Annotated in this window: 16 protein-coding genes; 15 read left to right on the top strand and 1 reads right to left on the bottom strand. The window is 61.8% G+C overall.

Features of this window, described 5'->3' with window-relative positions:
* Positions 1-58 precede the first annotated feature (58 nt).
* A complete protein-coding gene (locus tag KF707C_RS18880; RefSeq protein ID WP_003454738.1) occupies positions 59-859 on the top strand; it encodes an SDR family NAD(P)-dependent oxidoreductase in 801 nt (266 codons plus the stop codon).
* 82 nt (positions 860-941) lie between these two features.
* Here the strand turns inward: KF707C_RS18880 and KF707C_RS18875 are convergent, their stop codons facing one another.
* Positions 942-2,573, bottom strand: coding sequence for an ATP-dependent acyl-CoA ligase (locus KF707C_RS18875; protein WP_003454740.1), 1,632 nt, complete (start codon positions 2,571-2,573; stop codon positions 942-944).
* Between the two features lie 180 nt (positions 2,574-2,753).
* Between KF707C_RS18875 and KF707C_RS18870 the strand changes: the two genes are divergently transcribed.
* The 14 genes from KF707C_RS18870 to panC all read left to right on the top strand — a co-directional run bounded on the left by KF707C_RS18870 (position 2,754) and on the right by panC (position 17,606).
* Positions 2,754-3,488, top strand: coding sequence for a TetR/AcrR family transcriptional regulator (locus tag KF707C_RS18870; protein ID WP_197704967.1), 735 nt, complete (start codon positions 2,754-2,756; stop codon positions 3,486-3,488).
* 332 nt (positions 3,489-3,820) lie between these two features.
* Positions 3,821-4,897: an amidohydrolase family protein gene (locus tag KF707C_RS18865; protein WP_003454746.1), complete on the top strand. Its 1,077-nt coding sequence runs from the start codon at positions 3,821-3,823 to the stop codon at positions 4,895-4,897.
* Positions 4,897-5,751 (top strand): fumarylacetoacetate hydrolase family protein, encoded by an 855-nt coding sequence (locus KF707C_RS18860; RefSeq protein ID WP_036993586.1) that lies wholly within the window; start codon positions 4,897-4,899, stop codon positions 5,749-5,751. The genes KF707C_RS18865 and KF707C_RS18860 overlap by 1 nt, the downstream gene beginning before the upstream one ends.
* A gap of 14 nt (positions 5,752-5,765) precedes the next feature.
* Positions 5,766-6,671 (top strand): 3-hydroxyacyl-CoA dehydrogenase, encoded by a 906-nt coding sequence (locus KF707C_RS18855; RefSeq protein WP_003454751.1) that lies wholly within the window; start codon positions 5,766-5,768, stop codon positions 6,669-6,671.
* Complete coding sequence (locus KF707C_RS18850; protein WP_003454753.1) at positions 6,668-7,843, top strand: thiolase family protein; 1,176 nt, start codon at positions 6,668-6,670, stop codon at positions 7,841-7,843. Before KF707C_RS18855 ends, KF707C_RS18850 begins: the two co-directional genes overlap by 4 nt.
* Positions 7,844-7,845: 2 nt before the next feature.
* Entirely contained in the window at positions 7,846-8,349 is a 504-nt protein-coding gene (locus KF707C_RS18845) for a carboxymuconolactone decarboxylase family protein (protein WP_192817704.1), read from the top strand.
* Between the two features lie 162 nt (positions 8,350-8,511).
* Entirely contained in the window at positions 8,512-9,786 is a 1,275-nt protein-coding gene (locus tag KF707C_RS18840; protein WP_003454760.1) for a cytochrome P450, read from the top strand.
* 187 nt (positions 9,787-9,973) lie between these two features.
* Positions 9,974-11,281 carry an amidohydrolase family protein gene (locus KF707C_RS18835; RefSeq protein WP_003454763.1) on the top strand — a complete coding sequence of 436 codons (1,308 nt, stop codon included), beginning with the start codon at positions 9,974-9,976 and terminating at the stop codon, positions 11,279-11,281.
* A gap of 80 nt (positions 11,282-11,361) precedes the next feature.
* A complete protein-coding gene (locus KF707C_RS18830) occupies positions 11,362-12,510 on the top strand; it encodes an acyl-CoA dehydrogenase family protein (RefSeq protein WP_003454764.1) in 1,149 nt (382 codons plus the stop codon).
* A 2-nt stretch (positions 12,511-12,512) separates the two neighbouring features.
* Entirely contained in the window at positions 12,513-13,583 is a 1,071-nt protein-coding gene (locus KF707C_RS18825) for an acyl-CoA dehydrogenase family protein (protein WP_003454766.1), read from the top strand.
* Positions 13,580-14,380 (top strand): crotonase/enoyl-CoA hydratase family protein, encoded by an 801-nt coding sequence (locus KF707C_RS18820; RefSeq protein ID WP_003454768.1) that lies wholly within the window; start codon positions 13,580-13,582, stop codon positions 14,378-14,380. Before KF707C_RS18825 ends, KF707C_RS18820 begins: the two co-directional genes overlap by 4 nt.
* Positions 14,381-14,407: 27 nt before the next feature.
* Entirely contained in the window at positions 14,408-15,532 is a 1,125-nt protein-coding gene (locus KF707C_RS18815) for an acyl-CoA dehydrogenase family protein (protein ID WP_003454770.1), read from the top strand.
* A gap of 51 nt (positions 15,533-15,583) precedes the next feature.
* Positions 15,584-16,447, top strand: a complete 864-nt coding sequence (locus KF707C_RS18810) for a cache domain-containing protein (protein ID WP_003454773.1) — start codon at positions 15,584-15,586, stop codon at positions 16,445-16,447.
* A gap of 322 nt (positions 16,448-16,769) precedes the next feature.
* Positions 16,770-17,606, top strand: coding sequence for a pantoate--beta-alanine ligase (gene panC / locus KF707C_RS18805; RefSeq protein WP_081608113.1), 837 nt, complete (start codon positions 16,770-16,772; stop codon positions 17,604-17,606).
* Positions 17,607-17,693 lie beyond the last annotated feature (87 nt).

The raw sequence follows: 17,693 nt of genomic DNA, 5'->3' as shown, positions 1-17,693 counted from the left end.
CAGTATATTTGAACACTATATGTAAAAATGTTCACCAAAAAACAAGAAGGAATTCGCTATGAAGCTGTTGCAAGAGCAAGTGGCGCTGATCACCGGTGCTGGCGGTGGAATCGGGCGAGGGGTGGCGCTGAGTTTTGCTAAGGCCGGTGCCGCAGTGCTGGTCGCCGAGCTCGACGAGATCAGCGGCAGGGCCGTGGAGCAGGAGTTGCAGGCACTGGGAGCCCGGGCCCTGTTCGTCAAGACCGACGTTACCCGCAAGGTGGATGTCGAGGCGGCCATCCAGGTGGCCGTCGAGCGGTTCGGCGGCCTGGACATCCTGGTCAACAATGCCTTCGCTCCCACACCCAACGTGCTGTTGGAGGATAAGACCGACGAGATGCTGGCCCGCACCCTGGACTCCACTCTGTGGGCCGCCTGGTGGTCGATGAAGGCCGCCCTGCCGCATATGCGCGTGCGTGGAGGTGGCAAAATCATCAACTTCTATTCCATCGACACCGAGGTCGGGGCCTGGTTGCATGGCGACTACAACGCGGCCAAGTCGGGCGTCGTCGGCCTGACCCGCAGTGCTGCCTCGGAGTGGGGGCGTTTCAACATTCGCGTGAACGCGATCGCGCCAACTGCCATGGGCGCGACCTTCCACAAGTTGGCTGCAGAGAACCCGGGCTTCGCCGAGCGCTCCGCGGCCATGCGACCGCTGGGGCGCTGCGGCGAGCCGGAGGAGGACATCGGGCCGGTGGTGGTGTTCCTGGCGTCGGAAATGTCGCGCTTCGTCACTGGCGAAACAATCCACGTCGATGGTGGGCTGCACCTGCCCGGCTATAACTCCCGTCCGGCGGACGTTCCGGTTCGCGAATATTGACAAGGCGACCGGTGCGGGTGGCGCCGCGCCTTTGTTCCGTGGGGGGGGGGGCCAGGCTGGGGATGCCAGCCTGGCGTGCGGGTCATTTTTTTGCGACCTTGATGTCTGTGTCTTCCAGATCCCAGGTATCGGCCGTCTTGCCCTCGTCGCGCAACTGGTACTTCAGCACGCGGCCCTGGGGATTCTTCGGCAGGCTGCGGCGGAACTCGATATATCGCGGCAGGGCGTAGTAGGGCACCGAATCGGTCGCCCAGTGGAACAGCTCTTCCGGTGTCAATCGGGCCTCCTGGTGCAGCACGGCAGTCACCTTGACGTCATCCTCACCCTTGTCGGATGGAACGGCATGCACCGCAACCTCGGCGAGGTCCGGGTGTACGGCGAAGGCTGCTTCCATTTCGAAGCTGGAGATGTTCTCGCCACGGCGCCGCAGGTAGTCCTTTTTGCGGTCGACGAAATAGAAGAAACCGTCGTCGTCGAACTTGCCGATGTCACCGGTGTGGAACCACATGTTGCGCATCAGCTTCAGGGTGTCCGCCGGGCGGTTCCAGTAGCCCTGGAACATGATGTCCGGGCGCAGCGGACGAACCACGATCTCGCCGGGGGTGTTGGCCGGCAGTTCCTGATCGTTGTCGTCGACGATGCGCACGTCGAAGTCCGGGATTCGCTTGCCGGATGAGCCGGGCGCCGCGTATTCGCCGGCCGCCAGGGAGGTGACCACGCAAGCTTCGGTGAGGCCATAGCCATTGCCTCCGACCAACTTGGTACCGAAGCGCTCTCGCCAGATCTTCTTGGTTTCCTCGGTGTAGGGGTTGCCACGCGCCGTGTGGATCTGGCCGTAACAGCGCCTCATCGCATCATTGTCCGGCGCCTGGGCGAGCAGGCCACCCATGCCACCTAGGATGGAGGCGATGGTCGCTCCGGAGCGTTCGACTTCCTGCCAGAAATTGGAGACCGAGAAGCGCGGCAGGATGGCAGCCCGCGCGCCGACCAGGATACTGGCGATGATGCTGACGCACAGGGCGTTCATATGGAACAGCGGCAGCGGCGTGATGGTCACGTCGTTCTCGTCGGCCGGGCCGGCACGTAACTGCAGGCGGGCCAGATTGCACATGAAGTTGTAGCTGATCATGCATCCTTTCGAAGGGCCGGTGGTGCCGGAGGTGTAGATCAGGCAGGCAAGGTCGGAAGGCTCGGGCTTGCTGGTGAAAGGCGTGTCGTCCTCGCCGCGGAACTCGTCCAGGGCGGCAATCGGAATCCTGCATTCGGTGGGCTCGGCCAGTTCACCACGGTAGAGGATTTGGCTGACCTCGCTGAGCTGCTCGGCGAGTGGGAGGATGCGCGGCAGGTAGTCGGCTTCGCAGATGACCAGGTGGGTCCTCGTGTCGGCGATCTGGTGGCGCAGGAATTCGCCCTTGAGCGCGGTGTTGATCGGCACGCTCACCGCGCGGAGCTTGTTGATGGCCAGCCAGCAGACGACCGCGTCGATGTTGTTGTCCAGCATGGTCAGCACAGTCTCGCCCGGTTGCACGCCAAGGGTGGCCAGGGCGTGAGCCATGCGGGTGGACAGAGAGTCAACTTCTGCATATGTGTATAGATTTCCGCTGAAATCCAGCAGCACCCTGTCTGGATGCCGTGCAACCGCTCGATCGAGCGCTGCGATGGCGGTGTCTCTCTCGCCTACGGACCATGTGTCCGGATGACCAATGCCACTCATAGCTCATCTCCTTTGGAGGCCTTTCCCGCTGTGGGATGGCAGATTTTATTTTGGTGGGAGAATGCCATTCTAAATTCAAATTTGTCGCTTGTCTCCAGCTAAGATTTGAACAAATCCATGTAGTACTGCCTATATCCTGTGCTAATGTGACGAAAATTTACCAACTGAGAATCCCTATCAATGTCAAGGAACGCTACGAAGTCCAGCAAAATAGAGCCTGTCGCTCCTGCCAGGAGGAAAACCGCCCCTGCAGAGAAGCCTTCCACTGCGGTTAAACAGGCTGTTCAGAAAAATGGTCGCGCGTCATCGGTGGCCGGAGTCAACGTAAAGCCCAACCGGCGCTCCGAGGAGACCATTGGCAATATCCTCGCCGCCACCGAAGAGGTGGTGCTGCGCTCCGGGGCGGACAGGATCTCGATCCTGGATGTCTGCCAGGTGGCGGGGGTGTCGCGGGGCACCTTCTATCGCTACTTCTCATCCCAGGAAGACCTTCTGGACACCTTCTCCCGGCACAAGCGGGACAGCTTCCATAGCTCCCTGTCCCAGGCCCTGGAGGATATAGCCGATCCTGACGCACGCCTGAATGCGCTGATCGCCTACCTCGATACCTATCTCGAACAGAGTCGCGCACGGCGTCTGCTGGTGGTGGCGCCTGAGTATGCGTTGGGTTTCTTCCGGCGCATTTTCCATGATTCCATCGTGCGTTTTCAGGATCTGCTGGGCATAGTCTTCGATGAGTGGGATGCCCGTCTCGGGGTCAAGCTCGATCGTGAGCTGGTTTGCGAAATGGTCATCCGCTACGTGTTGAGCGAGATTCTCGTGCCGGAGGGCAGTGGCCGCCGTCTTCTCCCAGTCCGTGTGAGAAAGCTCGTTGCTGCTCTGACCATCGGCTCCACCTCCCGCTCCCGCCGCTGATCCCTCGGTGTTCTCGGCCGCCCTCTGGATGAGGGTGGCCGCTCTTCTTTCTTCCCCGCGTCTCGCTCGCCCCCATCTCTTCGCCTGAATTCCTGTTCGGCTGGTTGCCCCTTCGGGTCCTCGCACGTCTGCGGTGAGGCTCTGGCACGGGCTTTTTCGCCCAAATCAAAAAATAATATGAACAGATTTTTGATTTATGATCATTTTAAACTTATTCTCTGCCTTGAAGGCGGGCCGATGTGCGCTTCTTTCGTGCATGTTGGGCCGAACGGTCGCGCTGCGAGCGCCACGTTACACAACCACAAAAAATGTCACTTCAGAGGTACCGGACTATGCTTATCGATCTCCACGCTCATGCGCCTCATCCTGACTACTACGACCAGCATCCCTATTGGGGGCCTGCTTTCGAGTCCCAGCCCGATGGCGATATCAAGTTGCGTGTGGGCGATTGGATCCTGACCCTGGGGGCACCGGAGCGTAAGAAGGCGCTGCGCGAGGCGCATGCCCGCGGCGAAACACTGAACGTTGCGGAGTACATGGCCAAGTGGCGCGACCCGAACCACCGCCTCGCCGCAATGGACGCGGCCGGCCAAACCGCCCAGGTTCTGTCGGTGCCGAGCCATTGCTACATGTACTGGGCCGAGGCCGAGTTCGCGGTGCCTTTCGCCCGCAAGGTCAACGACGTGCTGGCCGGTTACTGCTCGGCTGCACCCAATCGCCTGATGTTCTGGGCCCATGCGCCGTTGAACGTACCGCATGAGGCGGCCAAGGAAATCCGCCGCGCCTGTACCGAGCTGGGTGCCAAGGGGCTGGTGGCCGGCGGCTCCAACTTCGGTGGTATGGAATTCGATTCGCCTGAGCTGTATCCGGTCTGGGAGGCGTTGTGCGATCTCGATCTGCCGATATTCGTGCATGGCTACAACCAGTCCGTGACCTGGGGCAGCCGAGCCAACACCGACCGTTTCGAAACCACTGCCATCGTCGGAATGAACTACGACGAAACCAAGTGCCTCTGGTACCTGATCAATGGTGGCGTGTTGGATCGCTTCCCGAACCTGAAGGTCTACATCACCCACGGTGGGGGCTTCGCTCCCTACCAGTTGGGGCGTTTGGCGCAGACCAATCCGAATCTCGACGTCTATCACAACAAGAAGCCCTTCCTGGACTATCTGTCCAACTTCTACTTCGACGTGGAGCTGCATGAGGTACCCATGCGCCAGGCCCTGGTCGACATCATCGGTGCAGACCGGATTCTCTACGGTTCCAATTTCGGTGGCAGCGATGCCGTGCGCCATGACCTGACCGAAGGGCTGCGCCTGTCGGACGAGGATCTGCAGAAGATTCGTTGGAAGAATGCCTGCGAGCTGCTGCATATCGATCCGGCAAAATTGGGCAAGGTAGGCGTCTGATGAAACTGGCGCGTTGCTCCTATTTTGAGACCGGCCCTTTCTGGGCGGTGGTCGATCCTGAACGGGACGAAGTACACGCCATCACCGGCGAGTTTTCCTCTTGGGCACCCGCTGTGGCCAAAGGGGCTGGAATCAGTGCGCTGCGTCTTTCCGGGTCGGCACTACCGTTATCCAAGGTGCGCTTGCTGCCGCCGATCGAGCCGGTGAACCGGGTAGTGGTGGCGGGGGCCAACTACGCCAAGCACCTGGCCGAGGACTTCGGCCTTTCCAGCCCGACCCAGCCGGTAGCCTTCCTGAAGGCCTACGGCGCTCTGATCGGCGCCCATGATGCGATTCGCTATCCCCCTTTGACCGAGGAGCTCGATCATGAGGTCGAGCTGGTGGCGGTGATCGGCAGTGCTGACATCGACCTGGCGGACCCCTTGGCCTGCGTGCTGGGCTACACGGTCGGTAACGACGTCAGCGCGCGCGACCTGCAGCGTAGTGGGCCGGCCGGTATCGGTATGGACCTGTTTGCAGCCAAGAGTCAGGACCGCACCACCGGCCTGGGGCCCTGGATCGTCACCAAGGACGAGTTCCCAGCCGGCTCGCCCAAGCTGCGCCTGGTCCTCAAGGTGAATGGCGAGATCCGCCAGGATGGCTCGACCGCCGAAATGACCTGGGATGTCGGCCAGTTGATCCGTTTCGTCCAGCAACGCTCCAGCTTTGCCTGTGGCGACGTGTTGTTCACCGGTTCGCCGGCCGGCGTCGGAATGGGTACGGGATTGTTCCTCAATCCGGGAGATGTGGTCGAGGCGACCATCGAAGGCATAGGCACATTGCGCAACGTGGTGAGCGAGAAGTCCCGCGTCTAAATCGAGAGCGAAACATGAGCATTGATAAAGAAGAAAAAATCGTAGTGGTAGGTGCCGGCCTGATGGGGACCGGCATTGCGCATGGCTTCGCCAGTTCCGGCTATCCCACCGTGCTGGTGGACACCAATCCGGAGTCGCTGGCCCGTGCCAGGGACAATATCGGCAAGATCCTCAGCGACGGTGTGGGGCTCGGCAAGGTTACCGCCGAATCGGCGCAGGCCTCCCTGGCACGCCTGGCAACCAGTGGCGACCTGAGCGAGGCGGCACGGGGCGCCGACTGGCTGGTGGAAACGGTCTCCGAGAAGCTGGAAGTGAAGAAGGCGGTAGTCGCCCAGGCCGAGCCCCTGCTGGCGCCCGGCGCGATCATCGCCACCAACACTTCGGCGCTGAGCGTGACCGAGATCGCCGCTTCGCTGGCCGCTCCCGAGCGGGTCATCGGCATGCACTTCTTCAATCCGGTGCACAAGATGAAGCTGGTGGAGCTGGTGCGCGGCCTGGCGACCAGCGACGAGGCCCTGGTGCGCACACGCGCTCTGTGCGACGCCATGGGCAAGACTTCGATCGTGGTCAACGAATCCCCCGGCTTGACCACCAGCCGCATGTCCGCGCTGCTCGGCAACGAGGCCATGTACATGCTGCAAGAGGGCACGGCCAGTGCCGAGGACATCGACACAGCTCTGCGTCTGGGTTTCAACCACCCCATGGGCCCACTGGAGCTGGGTGACCTGACCGGCTGGGATACCCGCTTGTCGGTGCTGCGCTACCTGCACCAGACCCTGGGTGAGAAATTCCGTCCATGTCCGCTGATCATCAAGATGGTTGCCGCCGGCCGCCTGGGGCGCAAGACCGGACATGGGGTCTATCGCTATGACGAGGGCAAGCGGGTGCCGGGTTCCGGGCTCAAGGCGAGTGCACTATGAAAGACATCGTGATCGTTGATGCGGTGCGTACGCCGATCGGCCGCTTCCGTGGCAGCCTGGCCGGTGTGCGTGCCGACCATCTGGGTGCGCTGGTGATCGGCAAGTTGCTGGAGCGCGTCGATCTGTCGCCCGCGCAAGTCGATGACGTGATCTTCGGCTGTGTCACCCAGATCGGCGAGCAGTCGGCCAACATCGCCCGCACCGCACTGCTCAGCGCCGGCTGGCCGGTGACCATTCCCGGCCTGACCATCGACCGCAAATGCGGCTCTGGCGAGGTGGCAGTGCATCTTGCCGCCGGCGCCATCGCCACCGGCTCCGCCGACATCGTGGTCGCCGGCGGGGCGGAGAACATGAGCCGAGTGCCCATGGGTAGCAACCGTGAGATCCATGGCGAGGCCTTCGGCTGGATGGCGGCCGAGCGCCACGAGCTGACCAGCCAGGGCGAGGCCGCCGAACGCATAGCCGACAAGTGGTCGCTCAGTCGTGATGAGCTGGATGACTATGCCTTCGCCAGTCACAGCCGTGCGGCGGCCGCGGCGGATGCCGGGCGTTTCGCTAACGAGATCGTCGAGGTGCCGGTCGAAGCCCTGCGCGAGCACAGCCTGAGTGAACCCGCAGCGCCGTTGCGTGCCGACGAGACCATTCGCCGCGACACCTCGCGGGAGAAACTGTCGACCCTGAAAACCAGTTTCCGCCCGGAGGGTGGGCGCATCACTGCCGGAAACTCCTCGCAGATTTCCGACGGCGCGGCGGCGTTGCTGCTGATGTCGGCGGAAACGGCGCAACGTCTGGGGCTCAGGCCGCGTGCACGGATTCGCGCCTTTACCACCGTGGGCGCCGACCCTACGCTGATGCTCACCGGACCGATCGCCGCCACCTATAAGGTGCTGGAGAAGACCGGCCTGCGCATCGACGACATCGATCTGTTCGAAGTCAACGAGGCCTTCGCCTCGGTGCCGCTGGTCTGGATGCGCGAAACCGGTGTGTCGCACGAGCGGCTCAACGTCAATGGCGGTGCCATCGCCCTGGGCCATCCGCTCGGTGCCAGTGGTGCGCGGCTGATGACCACGCTGCTCAACGAACTGGAGCGGCGTGGCGCCCGCTATGGCTTGCAAGCAATCTGTTGCGCCGGCGGCATGGGCACCGCGACCGTCATCGAGCGCCTCGATTGAGCATGCCTCGGATCCCCATGGTACCGCTGGACGAGATGCCGGCCGCATTGCGCGATGCCATCGCCCAGGGGCGGGCAAGCCGCATGCTCAGCTCCAGCAGGCCGGTTCAGGTCTGGGCACACCGCCCGGCCCTGGCGCAGGCCTGGCTGGAGTTGATGAGCGGCTTCTACCGGGACAGCCTGCTGGACGAGCGGCTGCGCGAACTGCTGCGACTGAAGATCGCCAGCATCACCACCTGCCAGGCCTGCCAGCTGGCGCGCAAATCCGACGCGGTCAGCGAAGAGGACATCGCCTGCCTGGCGACGGACAGTGAGCGCTTCACGCCCGCCGAGCGGGCGGCCCTGCGTTTTGCCGAACTGTTCGCCGGCGACTACATGGCCATCGACGATGGGCACTATGCGCGGATGGAGGAGTTCTTCAGCTCGGCGCAGGTGACGGAGATCAACATGTTCTGCGCCCTGATGCTGGCTGGTGGCCGTATGACTTATGTCCAGCAGGCCTATTGACCTGGTTGCTTGTCGCTACTTGGTCTCGTGGGGTTTCTTGGATAATTAGTCATAATGTAAAAAATCGTTCAATTGTTGGCGGGGAGTGCCTAAGATGCCCGGTAAGGCACAGCCCCGTCAGGCCATGCATTCCGACAGTGCACAATAAGAAAGGAGATGTCCATGTCCGCCCCGTCCCAAAGCAATCTGGAACAGGTCTTCGCCAATGTCGCGAGCAATTACCGTGGCGCCGACATCGATCTGCACGCGGTGTATCGCGAAATGCGCGAGAAATCTCCCGTTCTCCCGGAGAACTTCATGGCGCGCCTGGGCGTACCGTCGATTGCCGGGCTGGATCCTGACCGCCCCGCTTTCACCCTGTTCAAGTACAACGACGTCATGGCGGTGATGCGTGATGCGACCAACTTCACCAGTGGTTTCATCGCCGAGGGGCTGGGTTCGTTCTTCGATGGCCTGATCCTCACGGCGATGGACGGTGAGGCGCACAAGAACATCCGCAGTCTGCTGCAGCCGGTGTTCATGCCCGAGACGGTCAATCGCTGGAAGGAAACCAAGATTGACCGGGTAATCCGTGAGGAATACCTGCAGCCCATGGTGGCCAGCAAGGGGGCGGACATCATGGAGTTCGCCCTGTACTTCCCCATCCGCGTGATCTACTCGCTAATCGGCTTCCCCGAGGACCGCCCCGAGGAAATCGAACAGTACGCCGCCTGGGCCCTGGCCATTCTGGCTGGACCGCAGGTCGACCCCGAGAAAGCCGCGGCCGCGCGCGGTGCGGCGATGGAGGCCGCGCAGGCACTCTACGACGTGGTCAAGGTGGTGGTGGCGCAGCGCCGCTCCGAGGGCGCCACAGGCGACGACCTGATCAGCCGGCTGATCCGCGCCGAGTACGAAGGCCGTTCGCTGGACGATCACGAGATCACCACCTTCGTCCGCTCGCTGCTGCCCGCGGCCAGCGAAACGACCACGCGTACATTTGGCACGCTGATGACATTGCTGCTGGAAAGGCCGGAGCTGTTGGCGCGCATTCGCGAGGACCGCAGCCTGGTACCCAAGGCCATCGACGAAGCCGTGCGCTACGAGCCGGTGGCCACCTTCAAGGTGCGCCAGGCGGCCAAGGACGTGGAGATCCGTGGTGTGGCCATTCCCCAGGGAGCCATGGTCTCGTGCATCGTCACCTCGGCCAACCGCGACGAGGACGCGTTCGAGAATGCCGATACGTTCGACATCGACCGCCGCGCTAAACCGTCATTCGGCTTCGGCTTCGGCCCGCATATGTGTATCGGCCAGTTCGTCGCCAAGACGGAGATCAACTGTGCGCTCAACGCCATCCTCGACCTGATGCCGAACATCCGCCTCGATCCGGACAAGCCGGCTCCGGAGATCATCGGGGCACAGTTGCGCGGTCCTCATCACGTGCACGTGATCTGGGACTGAGTGGCATTGCCGGGCGGAGTGGGGGCGGCAATGCCTGGCCACGCGCGCGGGGGCTTGGTGGCGCAAGCGAGAGATTGTAGGTAGATCGATTAGTTGAACATATTTAAAAAAAGTGTTTAGTTTTTCTCTGGCGTGCTCTATGATCAAAGGCACTTCAAGAACCCATTAAGCGAAGGGGAAAACAACAATGAAGGTTGAAGATCTGATTCTCGTCAGCGTCGATGATCACGCAATCGAGCCGCCAAATGCCTTTGCTCGCCACATGCCTGCCCGCTTCAAGGGACGCGAGCCGCATGTCGTCAAGCGCGGAGAGCGTGATGTATGGGTTTTCGAGGAGCAGGCTACCGGCTACATGGGCCTCAACTCGGTGGTTGGCCGTCCCAAGGAGGAGTACGGCATGGAGCCGCTGGGCTACGACCAGATGCGCCGTGGCACCTGGAACATCAGCGACCGTGTCGATGACATGAACGCCAATGGCGTGCTCGGTTCGCTGTGCTTTCCGACTTTCCCCGGCTTTGCTGGCCAGCGTTTCCAGGTGCATGCCGACCGTGCGGTATCCCTGGCGGCGATCCAGGCCTACAACGACTGGCACCTGCATGACTGGTGCAATGCCGCGCCGGGCCGTTTCATCCCGCTGATGTTGGTGCCCTGGTGGGACATGCAGGCCGCTGCCGCCGAAGTCGAGCGCCTGGCCAAGCAGGGTGTGCATGCCGTGTCGCTGTCCGACAACCCGGCGATGCACGGCTTCCCGTCGATCCACAGCGACTACTGGGATCCGCTGTGGAAGGCCTGTGCCGACAACAACGTGGTGATCTGCTGCCACATCGGCACCGGGGTCAAGGCCAACCACGCCTCCGACCTGTCGCCGATTGACGCCTGGATCACCTCCATGCCGATCTCCATTGCCAACTCGGCGGCCGACTGGATCTGGGCGCCGATGTGGAAGAAGTTCCCCAACCTGCGCATGGCCCTGTCCGAAGGAAGCATTGGCTGGATTCCCTACCTGCTGGAGCGTGCCGACTTCACCCATCGCCACCACAACGCCTGGACCAACTCGAACTTCGACGGCAAGCTGCCCAGCGACATTTTCCACAAGCACTTCATCACCTGCTTCATCGAAGACAACTTCGGTCTGCAGAACCTGAAGTTCATGAACGAAGACATGGTCACCTGGGAAAGCGACTACCCGCACTCCGACTGCACCTGGCCGTACTCGCCAGAAAGCGCCTGGGTCGGCCTGCAGCACTTGCCTAAGGAAACCATCGACAAGGTCACCCACCTCAACGCCATGCGCGAGTTCTCCTACGATCCGTTCGCTATCCTCGGCCGGGAGAACTGCACCGTTGGCGCCCTGCGTGCCAAGGCCGCCCATGTGAAGACCGAGCCGGCTCTCGGCCTCGGCGGCGCCGATCATGGGCGTGCGGACGGCAAGCCGGTCACCTCTGGCGACATCAATGCGATGTTCGCCAAGGCGGATGCCGGTACCGCTCTCTGAGGGGTTCCTGACGTGCTCTCTCCCGCCGTGACGGGAGAGGGCGTACAGGTTCGATCGCCTGCCAGTTTTCGAGAGTACGCATGTCTATTGCTCAATTTACCTACAGCAGGATTCCTCCCGAGGCGGAATCGCTTCGCCGCGAGGTGCGGGAATTTCTCAAGGACAACCTCGCCGAGTACCAGGCGACCTCCAGGGCGCAGTCCTGGATGGGATTCGATGCGGACTTCAGTCGCAAGCTCGGTAGTCGGGGCTGGGTCGGCATGGCATTGCCGAAGCAGTATGGCGGCAGCGAGGCCGGACCCTTCTCGCGCTACGTGGTCATCGAGGAGCTGCTTGCCGTGGGTGCGCCGGTGTCGGCGCACTGGATCGCCGACCGGCAGAGTGGGCCGCTGATCAACCGCTTCGGCAGTGCCGCGCAGAAAGACCGCTATCTGCCGCCGATCTGCCGTGGCGAAAGCTACTTCTGCATTGGCATGAGCGAGCCGAACTCCGGCTCCGACCTGGCGTCGATCAAGACCACTGCCCGGCGCAACGAGGCCGGCTGGCTGCTCAATGGGCAGAAGGTGTGGACCACCAACGCCCAGCACTCGCATTTCATGATCGCCCTGGTGCGTACTGGCGAAAAGCAGGCGGCCCGCCATGAGGGCATGTCGCAGTTCATCGTCGACCTCAGCCTGCCGGGGATCAGCATCCGCCCGATCCGCGACTTGGCCGGCGGCGAGCATTTCAACGAAGTGTTCTTCGACAATGTCCAGCTCGACGCGGACGCGCTGATCGGTACCGAGGGCAAGGGCTGGGAGCAGGTGACCGCCGAGTTGGCTTTCGAGCGCAGCGGTCCGGAGCGTTTCCTGAGCTGCATGGCGTTGCTGAAAACACTTGTCGACGCGTTGGGCAGTACCCCGGACGCCCTGCAACGCCGCGAAATCGGCCGCCTCACGGCGAAGCTGGTGACTCTGCGCAACATGTCGCTGGCGGTCACCGCGCAATTGGCCGCCGGCGAGCACCCTACTTGGGCCGCTTCCTGCGTCAAGGACCTGGGCAACCTGTTCGAGCAGGAGATTCCCGAGGTCGCTCAATTGCTGGTCGAGGCCGAGCCGCGCCTGAGTGGCGGCAGCGAGCATGCCCGGGTCCTGGCCTATCTGATGCAGATGGCGCCGTCCTTCTCACTGCGCGGAGGCACCCGCGAAATCCTGCGCGGCATCATCGCGCGCGGTCTGGGGTTGCGATAATCATGCGAGAACTATTCGAATCGACCATCGAGCGTCTGCTCGGCGACCTGGCCACGCCGGAATACGTGCTCGGCTGTGAAGGCGGCGTGTGGCCTGCCGAACTCTGGACCGCCGTGGAGGAGTCCGGGTTTACTCTGGCCGGTGTGCCGGAGCTCCTGGGGGGCGCCGAGGCGGGTTGGGCCGACCTCCATGTGCTGGTCCGCGCCGCCGGACGTTTTGCCGCGCCAATACCCTTGGGCGAGGCGCTGCTGGCCAACTGGCTGCTCGGCCAGGCCGGCCTCAAGGGGCAGAGCGGCGTCCTCAGCTTTGCCGCGGATGCCCGGCTCGATCTGTGTGATGGCAAGGTGGACGGTGCAGTGCATGACGTGCCCTGGGGCCGGCATGCCGAAGCCGTGGTGGCCATTGCCGACGATGCCGGCACGCCTTGCGTAGTGCTGCTTGCCCGCGCCGAGGCAGCCGAACAGAGTCTGGGCCTGAACGTGGCCGGCGAGCCGCGCGACGGCCTGCGCTTCAGGACGGCCCCGGTGCTCGCCAGTGCGCCCTTGCCGCCAGGAATCCCTGCTGATGTCCTGCTGCTGGGTGGTGCGTTGCTGCGCTCCGCACAGATCGCCGGCGCCTCGCGGGCGCTGCTGGAGATGACTTCCACATACGCCGGCGAGCGCTCCCAGTTCGGTCGCCCGATCGGCGCCTTTCAGGCCATCCAGCAGCAACTCGCGGTGTTCGCCGAGCAGGCGGCCGCTGCCGGCATCGCCGCGGAGGCGGCTTTCGTCGAGTCGGACACGGCGCTGGCCGCTCTCACCATCGCCGCTGCCAAGGTCAGCACCGCAGAGGCGGCCAGTAGCGCTGCCGGCATCGCCCATTCGGTACATGGCGCCATAGGCTTCACCCAGGAATATTCGCTGCACCTGCTATCGCGGCGCCTGTGGGCCTGGCGCAGCGAGTTCGGCTCGGCCAGTCTGTGGAGCCAGCGTATTGGCCAACTGGTCTGTGCCAGTGGTGGCGAAGGCTACTGGCCGTTGCTCACCGAGCATGCGAAACAACCTCTACCAGGACTCGAGGGGCATACGCTATGAATCCCTTTCTGCAGATCGAGCGGGATGGCGGCATCGTCACCGTGCGCATGAACCATCCGGAAACCCGTAACGCGCTGACCTCGCCGGAGCAGATCCAGGAGTTCGTCGACCTTTGCGCTGAACTGCGCAGGGACCGCTCGGCACGGGTCATGGTGCTGACCGGCAACGGCAGCGCTTTCTGCGCCGGTGGTAATGTCAAGGATATGCGTAGCCGCGAGGGGATCTTCGCCGGCTCACCCTTTGAGTTGCGCAATACCTATCGCGACGGCATCCAGCGTATCCCGCTGGCGTTGTATGAGCTGGACATCCCGGTGATCGCCGCGGTCAACGGTCCGGCGATTGGCGCCGGCTTGGATCTGGCCTGCATGTGCGACATCCGCCTGGCTTCCAGTTCGGCGCTGTTCGCCGAAAGCTTCGTGCGCCTGGGCATAGTTCCTGGCGATGGTGGCGCCTGGCTGCTGCCGCGCATCATTGGCATCCCCAAGGCCAGCCTGATGGCTTTCACCGGTGACACCATCAACGCCGCCAAGGCGCTGGAGTGGGGGCTGGTGGAGCAGGTTTGCACCCATGAAACCCTGCAGGCCGAAGCGCACTCCCTGGCTCAGCGTATCGCCAGCAACCCAGGCCATGCCCTACGCCTGTGCAAACGCCTGCTGCGTGAAGGCCAGCACATGCGCCTCGATTCTCTGCTGGAGCTGTCTGCCGCCTACCAGTCCCTGGCCCATCACACGGAAGATCACCAGGAGGCGGTCGCTGCCTTCATGGACAAGCGCAAGCCGGGTTATCTGGATCGTTGAGAAACCGACTGAATTGGAGTAAGTGCAATGCGTGGCGTTTTCCGTGAAGACCACAATATGTTCCGCGAGCTGGCACGACGTTTCGTCGACCGTGAGATCGTGCCCCACCTGCATGAATGGGAAAAGAACGGCATCGTGCCCAAGGACGTCTGGCTGAAGGCCGGCGAGCTTGGCTTGCTGTGCTCCACAGTGCCGGAGGAATATGGCGGTTCCGGTGGCGATTTCGGCCACTCCGCAGTGATGATCGAGGAACTGGCGCGGGCCAATGCCACCGCCGTGGGTTTCACCACCCACTCGGAGATCGTTGCGCCCTACATTGTCGCCTATGGCTCCGAGGAGCAGAAGCAGAAGTGGCTGCCGCGCATGGTCAGCGGCGAGCTGATCGGCGTGATCGCCATGAGCGAGCCGGGCATCGGCAGCGACTTGCGCTCGATGCGCACCCTGGCGCGCCGCGATGGCGAAGATTACATCGTTTCCGGGCAGAAGACCTTCATCACCAATGGCGGCAACGCCGGGTTGATGGTGACCGCCACCAAGCTCGATCCAGCGGCCAAGGAGCTGACGCTGATCTGCATCGAAGAGGAGCGAAAGGGTTTCTCCAAGGGGCGTCTGTTGGAGAAGATCGGTCTCAAGGGCCAGGACACCGCAGAGCTGTTCTTCGACGAGGTGCGTGTGCCGGCCAGTAACCGCCTGGGCGAGGAGGGGCAGGGCTTCAAGTACCTGACTCACCAGTTGGCCTGGGAGCGCCTGATCATCGCTATCCGTGCGGCGCAGTCGATCCATACCCTGCTCGAGGAAACCATTGAGTACACCCGCGAACGCAAGGTGTTCGGCAAGCCGGTGCTGGACTTCCAGAACACCCGCTTCAAGCTGGCCGAGGCCAAGGCGCAGGCAACCATGCTGCGAGTGTTCGTCGACGATTGCCTGGCCAAGGTGATGCGTGGCGAACTGCCGGCGGATGTCGCCGCCATGGCCAAGCTGCTCGGCTCGGAGATGCAGGGCAAGTTACTCGACGAGTTCCTCCAGTTGCACGGCGGCTACGGTTTCATGAGCGAGTACAAGATCAGTCGGGCTTGGGTCGATGCTCGTGTCGCACGTATCTATGGAGGTACGTCTGAAATCATGAAGGAGATCATTGGCCGTAACCTTTGAGCAAACAGGCTCCCATTGTCGAAGAACCGCAGTTGAAGGGTGGGGACACACATGTGGTCAATCTTCCGTGACGTCTTGCTACTGCTGTTTGGGCTGGCTTCCTTGTCCAGCGCATTTGCGCAGATCGACGAAGACTATGCGCAAGAAACTGAACGCGCGACTCGGCTCCTGAACAAGGCCGTTGCCTTGTACAGAATCAAAGGGCCGGCCGCATTGGCTGACTTCAGTCGCCAAGGCGGGTTCGTCGACGGTGAGATGTATGTCTATGTCGTGGATACCAATGGGGTGATGTTGGCCAGCGGAGGGCCTTCGGTCATTTTGGTTGGGCGGAACGTCAGCAGCGTTCTCGACGGTGAGTTAGATAGGGCCTTCAAGGAAGCCCTGTCTGTTCCGGAGGATGGGAAGGTGCGTAGTGCCGAGTATCGCTGGCTGAACTGGAACGATGGCAAGACGGAGCGCAAGAGGGTGTTCTATCAGCGCGTCGGCGAGCAAATATTCGCTGCGGGTTACTACATGCCTCGTTCCAGTAAGTCCGCGGCAGTCGACCTTCTTGGGCGTGCCAGCGCGGCGATCGCTGCCGACGCACAGAAAACCATCGAGCGTATCAATGCCTTGGATGCTGATTTCATCCGCGACGATCTCTATGTATTTGTCGTTGATCTGGATACGCAGAAGTTCAGTGCCCATGGCTTCAACTTGCGCCTTGTGGGTACTGATTTCCGCGCTCTGCAGTCTGCCGACGAGCAGCCTATTGGCATACAGATGCTGGACGTACTGAAGAGCAACGAGGTGGGCGAGGTTGTCTACACATGGCGTAATCCCGCGAACGGCCGCATCGAACAGAAGAGCACACTGCTACGCAAGGTAGGCAAGTACGCCGTTGCGGTTGGGTACTATCTGGGTCCGTCGACTTAAGGGGTTCCCAGGGCCGGCGTTTGGCCAATCTGCGCCTGTCTTGCTGATGGCGTGATTGCGACGGGGTGAGCCTCTGATGATCCTTCTGCTTCCCATTTTTGCCGCGTTGATTTGGGCGGGAAGCACTGTAGTCAACCGCCTTGCCGTTGGCTCCATTGTAAGCGTCCGGTCAACACACCTTTCATGATTACAGCAGGCCAGACTCATGATTGATCGCGAACCGCCAGCTGGGCGCGCTCCAGCGCAGGGCGCATTTTAATCCCATATTGTTGCGGCAGTATCAGCCTAACAACTACTCAGCGCAGAAGGATTCATCGGTCAGATGCAAATCGCTCGTACTGTTTCTTGCTTGAGAGCAGCAATTGCAGATCTTCGTCGCACAGGTGGTCGTGTGGTTTTGGTACCTACCATGGGTGCACTGCATGACGGCCACTTGGCATTGGTAAACGCGGCCGCCATGCGAGCAGAGCACGTTGTTGTGTCTATTTTTGTAAACCCCCGTCAGTTTGGTCCCAATGAGGATTATGCGGACTACCCACGCCAGGAACAGACCGATTTAAGGCTGCTTGAAGACGCTGGTGTTAGCTTGGTTTGGGCACCGAGTGTCGAAACGATGTACCCGGCGGGTTACGCAACCAGCGTTTCAGTATCAGGCGTTACTCGCGACTTAGACGGTGCCACAAGACCGGGGCATTTTGAGGGAGTCGCAACCGTAGTACTTAAGCTCTTCAACCAGGTTCGTCCGGATGTGGCGATTTTTGGAGAAAAAGACTTCCAGCAACTCGCAATGGTTCGACGCTTGGCCCATGACCTGGACACAGGCGTTGAAGTCGTAGGTTGCCCAACTGATCGCGCGGAGGATGGGCTAGCGCTTTCTTCACGCAACGCCTATCTCAGCCCCGATCAACGCATTAACGCAGCGACAATTCCCAGAGTCTTAGGTGCTGCGGCCGAGTCACTTAGGATGGGAGAACCCGTCTCCCAAACTCTTCTCACAGCCAAGAGTCGGTTGGAACAGGCTGGTTTCTCTCCAATTGACTATCTAGACCTTCGTGATGCAGCCACCCTCGAGCCAGTTGATATTCTGCTATCTCCTGCCCGCCTCATGGTTGCGGCGTGGCTAGGTACCACTCGCCTGATCGACAATATGGCGGTTTGAGCGAAATCGTTTACCCCGAAAACTTGTGTTTCTGCGCGGAATTTGCGCGAACGCCCACCTAAGGGTCGCTGTAGGGATGGCAGTTAC

Origin of the sequence: Pseudomonas furukawaii (assembly GCF_002355475.1) — a bacterium.
GTDB lineage: Bacteria > Pseudomonadota > Gammaproteobacteria > Pseudomonadales > Pseudomonadaceae > Metapseudomonas > Metapseudomonas furukawaii.
Note: the sequence above shows the minus strand (reverse complement) of the source record. Positions and strands in the feature narration are given on the sequence as shown.

Excerpts from the sequence above, each read along its gene's own strand:
- KF707C_RS18855 (WP_003454751.1), top strand. The coding sequence starts at position 5,766 with ATGAGCATTGATAAAGAAGAAAAAATCGTAGTGGTAGGTGCCGGCCTG.
- panC (WP_081608113.1), top strand. The coding sequence starts at position 16,770 with ATGCAAATCGCTCGTACTGTTTCTTGCTTGAGAGCAGCAATTGCAGAT.
- KF707C_RS18860 (WP_036993586.1), top strand. The coding sequence starts at position 4,897 with ATGAAACTGGCGCGTTGCTCCTATTTTGAGACCGGCCCTTTCTGGGCG.
- KF707C_RS18830 (WP_003454764.1), top strand. The coding sequence starts at position 11,362 with ATGTCTATTGCTCAATTTACCTACAGCAGGATTCCTCCCGAGGCGGAA.
- KF707C_RS18845 (WP_192817704.1), top strand. The coding sequence starts at position 7,846 with ATGCCTCGGATCCCCATGGTACCGCTGGACGAGATGCCGGCCGCATTG.
- KF707C_RS18850 (WP_003454753.1), top strand. The coding sequence starts at position 6,668 with ATGAAAGACATCGTGATCGTTGATGCGGTGCGTACGCCGATCGGCCGC.
- KF707C_RS18835 (WP_003454763.1), top strand. The coding sequence starts at position 9,974 with ATGAAGGTTGAAGATCTGATTCTCGTCAGCGTCGATGATCACGCAATC.
- KF707C_RS18870 (WP_197704967.1), top strand. The coding sequence starts at position 2,754 with ATGTCAAGGAACGCTACGAAGTCCAGCAAAATAGAGCCTGTCGCTCCT.
- KF707C_RS18880 (WP_003454738.1), top strand. The coding sequence starts at position 59 with ATGAAGCTGTTGCAAGAGCAAGTGGCGCTGATCACCGGTGCTGGCGGT.
- KF707C_RS18825 (WP_003454766.1), top strand. The coding sequence starts at position 12,513 with ATGCGAGAACTATTCGAATCGACCATCGAGCGTCTGCTCGGCGACCTG.
- KF707C_RS18875 (WP_003454740.1), bottom strand. The coding sequence starts at position 2,573 with ATGAGTGGCATTGGTCATCCGGACACATGGTCCGTAGGCGAGAGAGAC.
- KF707C_RS18815 (WP_003454770.1), top strand. The coding sequence starts at position 14,408 with ATGCGTGGCGTTTTCCGTGAAGACCACAATATGTTCCGCGAGCTGGCA.
- KF707C_RS18840 (WP_003454760.1), top strand. The coding sequence starts at position 8,512 with ATGTCCGCCCCGTCCCAAAGCAATCTGGAACAGGTCTTCGCCAATGTC.
- KF707C_RS18865 (WP_003454746.1), top strand. The coding sequence starts at position 3,821 with ATGCTTATCGATCTCCACGCTCATGCGCCTCATCCTGACTACTACGAC.
- KF707C_RS18820 (WP_003454768.1), top strand. The coding sequence starts at position 13,580 with ATGAATCCCTTTCTGCAGATCGAGCGGGATGGCGGCATCGTCACCGTG.
- KF707C_RS18810 (WP_003454773.1), top strand. The coding sequence starts at position 15,584 with ATGTGGTCAATCTTCCGTGACGTCTTGCTACTGCTGTTTGGGCTGGCT.